Raw genomic sequence first — 6,662 nt, 5'->3', positions numbered from 1 at the left:
CGGGCCCGGGGGGGGGGGCGCGGGGGGCGGCCCCCCACCACCCGGTCGTCGTCAGCCGCTGCACGGCGTCGTCGCGCCCGCACCCCGCCCCAGGCGGTCCCCGCCATCCGGACCAGGGACAATGGGAGCAACCCACCCGTCCACCTGGAGCACATCAGCGTTGTCCCACACCGATCCCGCCGATCTCGGCCTGCGCGCCGACTGCGGCAGCTGCGCCGGGCTGTGCTGCGTGGCCCTGCCCTTCTCCGCCTCCGCGGGCTTCGCCGTGGACAAGGACGCCGGCACGCCGTGCACCAACCTGCTCGCCGACTTCAGGTGCGGCATCCACGCCCACCTGCGCGAGCGGGGCTTCTCCGGGTGCACGGTCTTCGACTGCTTCGGGGCCGGGCAGAAGGTCTCCCAGCTGACCTTCGGCGGCCGCGACTGGCGGCAGGAGCCGCAGCGCGCCGGGCAGATGTTCACCACCTTCGCCGTGATGCGCCAGCTGCACGAGCTGCTGTGGTACCTGGCCGACGCGCTGACCCGGCAGGCCGCCGCACCGGTGCACGAGGACCTGCGCCGGGCGCTGCGCGACACCGACGCGCTCACCCGCGGCACCGCCGAGGAGGTGACCGGAGTCGATGTCGCCGCAGTGCGTCAGGACGTCAACACCCTGCTGGTGCGCACCAGCGAACTGGTCCGCGCCGAGGTCGGCGGACGCACCGAGAACCACCGGGGAGCCGACCTCCTCGGCGCCTCGATGCGCGGCGCGCGGCTGCGGGGCGCGAACCTGCGCGGAGCGCTGCTCATCGCCGCCGACCTGCGCGGAGCGGATCTGCGATCGGCCGATGTCATCGGTGCGGACTTCCGCGACACCGACCTGCGCGGCGCCGACCTCACCGATGCCCTCTTCCTCACCCAGGCCCAGGTCAACGCCGCCAAGGGCGACCGGGCCACGGTGATCCCCGCCGGACTGGACCGCCCCGCGCACTGGTGATCAGGCCTTGGCCGGGCGCAGCAGCACGACCGCGACCACGGCCAGCCCGGTCAGCACCACCGCGCCGATGCCGCCCACGACGTTGATCCCGCTGGTGAACGCCTCCCGGGCGGCTTCGAGCAGGTCAGGTCGCGATCCCTCCAGCGCGACGACATCGGCGAGGGTCTCCCCGGCCTGGCCCGGCGCGTTCGACATCTGCGCCTGGTAGACGGCCGTGACCAGCGTGCCCATCACCGCCACGCCGAGCCCGACGCCGAGCTCCCCGCTGGTCTCCGACAGCGCCGCGGCCGCCCCGGCCCGCTCCGGTGGCGCGCTGCCCACGACCAGATCGGTGGTCAGCACACCCATCGGGCTCAGCCCGGCGGTCACCAGCGCGGTGGCGACCACGACCACCGGCACGCTGCTGCCGTCGAGGGCGGTGAACAGCACGAACCCCACCACCGAGAGCACCGCACCGGCCGCGATCGCCCGCGCGGGCCCCCACCACCGCGCCACCACGGGCGCCAGCAGCGAGGAACCCGCCGCGGCGAGGGCCACCACCGTCAGCCACATCCCGGTCCGCAGCGGCGTGAGCCCGGCAACGCCCTGCAGGAACTGCGGCACCAGGTAGAACACGCCGTTGACCACCAGCAGGCCCGCCAGCAGCAGCACCAGCGCCGCGCTGAAGGTGCGGTTGCCGAACAGGCTCACGTCCACCAGCGGATCGCTCATGCGCCGCTGCCTGCGCACGAAGAGCACCCCGGCGACCGCACCTGCCACCAGCGCGAGCAGCGGCAGGAGACCGGGACCGCGGTGGGCGATCTCCTTGAACCCGTAGACCAGCGGCACGATCGTCAGCAACGACAGCAGCACGCTGACCGGATCCAGCCGTCCCGCGTCCTCCGGACGGTGCTCGGGCAGCAGCCACGGCCCGAGCACCAGCACCAGCACCATGACCGGCACGGCGAGCAAGAACACCGAACCCCACCAGAACGCCTCCAGCAGGACCCCGCCGATCAGCGGGCCGGCCGCCACCCCGGCGGTGAAGGTCGTCATCCACACCGCGATCGCCACCGACCGCTGGGCGGGGTCGGTGAACATGGTGCGGATCAGCGCCAGGGTGGAGGGCATCAGCGTCGCCCCGGTGATCCCCAGCAGCGCGCGAGCGGCGATGAGCATCTCGGCGGTGGGTGCGAACGCGGCCAGCACCGAGGCCGCGGCGAACGCGGCCGATCCGATCAGCAGCAGCCTGCGGCGGCCGATCCGGTCGCCCAGGGTGCCCATCGTGACCAGGAACCCGGCGATGAGGAACCCGTAGGCATCCATGATCCACAGCGCCTGGGTGCTGCTCGGCCGCAGGTCCGCGCTCAGGTGCGGCGCGGCGAGGTAGAGCACGCTGACATCCATGGCCAGCACCAGCAGCGGCAGCGCGAGCACGGCCAGCCCGATCCACTCCCGCGCTCCGGCGCGACTCCGTCGCTTCTCGTCGACAACCATGCCCCGATCCTGAAACTTCGACCATGCTGTAAGTCAAGGGAATTTCCGCGCGGCCCGGCGCGTTTCGCGGCACCCGGAGCCGGGGGCACCGCACCGCAGCGGTGCGGGGGCTGGCAAGATCGCCGAGTGCGCTTCTACGCCGATCTGCACATCCACTCGAAGTACTCCCGCGCCTGCAGCAAGGACTGCGACATCGAGCACCTGACCTGGTGGGCGCGCCGCAAGGGCATCACCCTGGTCGGCACCGGCGATGTCACCCACCCCGCCTGGTTCGCCCACCTGCGCGAAGTCCTCGAACCCGCCGAACCGGGCCTGTTCCGGCTGCGCGCGGAGCTCGACCGGGAGATGACGCGCGGCATGCCCGCCAACTGCGAGGGCACGGTGCGGTTCATGCTCTCGGTGGAGATCTCGACCATCTACAAGTGCGGCGAGCGCACCCGCAAGGTCCACCACCTGTGCTACCTGCCCGACTTCGCCGCCGCCGAGAGGTTCAACCGGAGCCTGGGCCGCATCGGCAACCTCGGCTCCGACGGCCGCCCGATCCTGGGCCTGGATTCCCGCGACCTGCTGGAGATCACCCTGGAATCCGGCGACGGCGCCTACCTGGTGCCCGCCCACATCTGGACCCCGTGGTTCGCGGTGCTGGGTTCCAAGGCCGGATTCGACGCCATCGAGGACTGCTACCGCGACCTGGCCGATCACATCTTCGCCCTGGAGACCGGGCTGTCCTCGGACCCGGAGATGAACTGGCGGATCTCCGCACTGGACAAGTACACGCTGGTCAGCCACTCCGACGCGCACTCCCCGCCGATGCTGGGCCGCGAGGCCAGCGTCTTCGACACCGATCTGGACTACTTCGCGGTCAAGCGCGCGCTGGAGACCGGTGACGGTTTCGCGGGCACCGTCGAGTTCTTCCCGGAGGAGGGCAAGTACCACCTCGACGGGCACCGCAAGTGCCAGGTGCGGCTGGAACCGGGCGAGACCCGCGCGCACGGCGACGACTGCCCGGGATGCGGCAAGCCCCTCACCGTCGGCGTGCTGCACCGCGTCGAAGCCCTGGCCGACCGCCCCGCGGGCATCCGGCCCGCAGGCGCGGCGGAGTTCCGCAACCTCATCCCGCTGCCGGAGATCGTCGGCGAAGTCCTGGGCGTGGGCCCGAAGAGCAAGAAGGTCTTCGGGCGCATCAGCGAACTGACCGCGGCCCACGGTCCGGAACTGTCGATCCTGCAGGACGTTTCGCTCGACGAGCTGCGCCGCACCGATGCCGCGGTGGCCGAAGCCGTGGAGCGGCTGCGCGGCGGACAGGTGCTGCGCGATCCCGGCTACGACGGCGAGTACGGCACGATCCGGCTCTTCCAGCCCGCCGAACTCGCCCGCCTGCGCAATGCCGGCGCACTCGCGTTGTTCGACGACGCGGTGCTCACCCCGGCACCCGAACCGCTCACCGCGCCCACGCCTGCCGCACCGGCTGCCGATGAAACCCCGCAACCCGTTCTTCCCGCCACCAGCGGCGAAGGCGTGCTCTCCGGCCTGGACCCCGACCAGCGCGCCGCCGCCGCAATCCCCGGCGGGCCGCTGCTGATCGTGGCCGGCCCCGGCACCGGCAAGACCCGCACCGTCACCCACCGGCTGGCGCACCTGGTGCTGGAACGCGACGTCGACCCGGCCGAATGCCTGGCCATCACCTTCACCCGCCGCGCCGCGGAGGAGATGACCGAACGCCTCCAGCACCTCATCGGCGAACCCGCCCAGCACCTGACCGTGGCCACCTTCCACTCCTTCGGCCTGCAGGTCCTGCGCGACCAGCACGAACACCTCGGCCTGCCCGCCGAGTTCGGCCTGGCCGACGCCGCCCGCCGCCACCAGGTCCTCACCACCCTCACCGGCGACGAGCGCAGCGCCCGCCAGGCCGCCCCTCGGCTGTCGCTGGCGCGCCGCACCGGCACTCCCGACCCGCTGCTGGCGGACTACCTCGCCGCGCTGCGCGAGGCCGGGCTGGTCGACTTCGACGACCTGGTCGCGCTGCCCGTCGAGCTGCTCACCGACCGCCCCGACATCGCCGAGCAGTACCAGCGGCGCTACCGGTGGATCAGCGTCGACGAGTACCAGGACGTCGACGAACTGCAGTACCGTCTGCTGCGGCTGATCGCACCGGCCGGGGCGAACCTGACCGCCATCGGCGACCCCGACCAGGCGATCTACTCCTTCCGCGGCGCCGACGTCGGCTTCTTCCTGCGCTTCGAGCAGGACTACGCCGGAGCGCCGGTGCTGGCCCTGACCCGCAACTACCGCAGCGGCGCGCACATCCTGGACGGCGCGCTGCGCGCCATCGCACCGTCCACACTGGTCACCGACCGCACGCTGCACGCCGCAGCACCGCGCGAAGCCCACCGCATCACCAGGCACCGGGCCTGCGACGAACGCGCCGAGGCGGCATTCGTGGCGCGCACCGTCGACCAGCTCATCGGCGGCGCGTCCTTCCACTCCCTCGACAGCGGCCGCGTCACCGGCGACGGACCCGGCGGAATCGGGTTCAACGACATCGCCGTGCTCTACCGCACCGACGCGCAGTCCCGCGCAGTCCTGGACGAGCTGACCCGCTGCGGGCTACCGGTGCAGAAGCGCTCCCACGACCGCCTGTCGGCCCGCCCGGGTGTCGAGTTGCTGGTGCGCGAGCTGCTGCACGTCGCCGACCGCACGGGCCCGGTCACCGACCAGCTGCGCACCGCCGCGAGAACCGTCGCCGCCACCGTGCCCGACGACCAGCGCCCCGACGTCCACACCGCTGCAGAGCTGTTGGGCCCGCTGGCACAGCGCTGCGGCCACGACGTGCCGCTGTTCTGCCGGGAAGTGCTGCTGGGCGCCGAAGTCGACACCCTGGACCCGCGCGCCGAGGCGATCTCCCTGCTGACCCTGCACGCCGCCAAGGGCCTGGAGTTCCCGGTGGTGTTCCTCATCGGCTGCGAGAACGGCCTGCTCCCGCTGCGCTGGCCGGGCACCGAACCCACCGAAGCCGACATCGCCGAGGAACGCCGCCTGTTCTTCGTCGGCATGACCCGCGCCCAGGACCACCTCTACCTCACCCACGCGGCCCGCCGCACCCTCCGCGGCAGCACCCAGGACCGCTCCCGCTCGCCGTTCCTGGACGGTCTCGGCGCCTCGGTGACCGAAGCCGAAACCCCCACCCGCCGCCAACGACCGGCGCAGCTCTCCCTGCTGTGAACCCGCGGCCGTTCCTCAACTGCAGCGGGCCGCCGCTCGGTGCAGGGCCTCTCGGCACGCTCGGATCGCGGGGTGGTCGCTGCCGCCGCGGCGCACCGCTGTGATCAGCTTGCGGGTGTGCCAGCCGCTGGGCAGTGAGCGCAGCGGCACCGTCGGACGGGTGTCGTGCCACAGCAGGTCGGGCAGCATCGCGGCGGCGTGGCCCTGTTCGACGAGGCGCAGGTGCAGCAGCAGGTCGCTGGTTTCGAACCGCACGTCCGGCTCGAAACCGGCGTCGCGGCACAGGGTCACGGCGCGGAGCCGGGCCGGGGTGCCCACCGGTTCCATGGCCCAGGGCTGATCCGCCAGAGCGCGCAGCGCCTCGTGCGGACTGCCGGGTTCACGATCCGCCAGCGAGATGTGGGCGAGCCGCAGCGTGTCGACGCAGAGGTCTTGCTGGTCCAGTTCGGCGGGGCGCGGAATCGGGCTCCCGGGGTACTCCTCGGAGAGCACCAGGTCGAAGTCGCGGGTGAGCAGCGCTGGGAGCGCTTCTTCCGGTTCGGCCTGGGTCAGGTGGACGCGGAGTCCGGGGTGGGTGTCGCGGAGCAGGGTCAGCGCGGTGGGCACCAGGGTGAGCGCCGCGGTCTGGAAAGCGGCGATGCGGAAGGTGCCGCTGACGGTCGTGAGGGAGGCGGCGAGGTCGGCTTCGGCCTGTTCGAGCCGTTCCAGGACGGCCTCGACGTGCCCGACGAGGATCTCCGCTTGTGCCGTGAGCCGGACGCGCCGTCCCACCGGTTCCAGGAGCGGGACGCCGACCTCCCGCTCCAGCTGCGACAGGTGCTGGGAGACCGAGGACGGGCTGTAGGCGAGGGCATCGGCGACCGCCGCGAGGGTGCCGCGGTGCTTCAGCTCGCGCAGCAGCTTCAGCCGGTGCAGGTCCTGCACGCGCTCCTCCCGAATCATCAGGTTTCCTGATGAGTATAGGTGGGAAAGATTCGCTGGACCGATG

Annotated in this window: 4 protein-coding genes; 2 read left to right on the top strand and 2 right to left on the bottom strand. The window is 72.3% G+C overall.

The genetic code is table 11. The features are described 5' to 3' along the window. Nucleotides 1-160: 160 nt before the first annotated feature. Nucleotides 161-976 (top strand): pentapeptide repeat-containing protein, encoded by an 816-nt coding sequence (locus OU416_RS03830; protein WP_270925386.1) that lies wholly within the window; start codon nt 161-163, stop codon nt 974-976. Here the strand turns inward: OU416_RS03830 and OU416_RS03825 are convergent, their stop codons facing one another. Then, nucleotides 977-2,452 carry an MFS transporter gene (locus tag OU416_RS03825; RefSeq protein WP_270925385.1) on the bottom strand — a complete coding sequence of 492 codons (1,476 nt, stop codon included), beginning with the start codon at nt 2,450-2,452 and terminating at the stop codon, nt 977-979. It lies immediately after the preceding gene. 126 nt (nt 2,453-2,578) lie between these two features. Between OU416_RS03825 and OU416_RS03820 the strand changes: the two genes are divergently transcribed. Next, nucleotides 2,579-5,674 carry a UvrD-helicase domain-containing protein gene (locus OU416_RS03820; RefSeq protein WP_270925384.1) on the top strand — a complete coding sequence of 1,032 codons (3,096 nt, stop codon included), beginning with the start codon at nt 2,579-2,581 and terminating at the stop codon, nt 5,672-5,674. 15 nt (nt 5,675-5,689) lie between these two features. On the opposite strand, the gene OU416_RS03815 is transcribed toward OU416_RS03820, so the two are convergent. Further along, nucleotides 5,690-6,616, bottom strand: a complete 927-nt coding sequence (locus OU416_RS03815; RefSeq protein WP_270925383.1) for a LysR substrate-binding domain-containing protein — start codon at nt 6,614-6,616, stop codon at nt 5,690-5,692. Nucleotides 6,617-6,662: the final 46 nt, after the last annotated feature.

Source organism: Saccharopolyspora indica (assembly GCF_027853965.1).
Taxonomy (GTDB): domain Bacteria; phylum Actinomycetota; class Actinomycetes; order Mycobacteriales; family Pseudonocardiaceae; genus Saccharopolyspora; species Saccharopolyspora indica.
Note: the sequence above shows the minus strand (reverse complement) of the source record. Positions and strands in the feature narration are given on the sequence as shown.

Excerpts from the sequence above, each read along its gene's own strand:
- OU416_RS03825 (WP_270925385.1), bottom strand. The coding sequence starts at position 2,452 with ATGGTTGTCGACGAGAAGCGACGGAGTCGCGCCGGAGCGCGGGAGTGG.
- OU416_RS03815 (WP_270925383.1), bottom strand. The coding sequence starts at position 6,616 with ATGATTCGGGAGGAGCGCGTGCAGGACCTGCACCGGCTGAAGCTGCTG.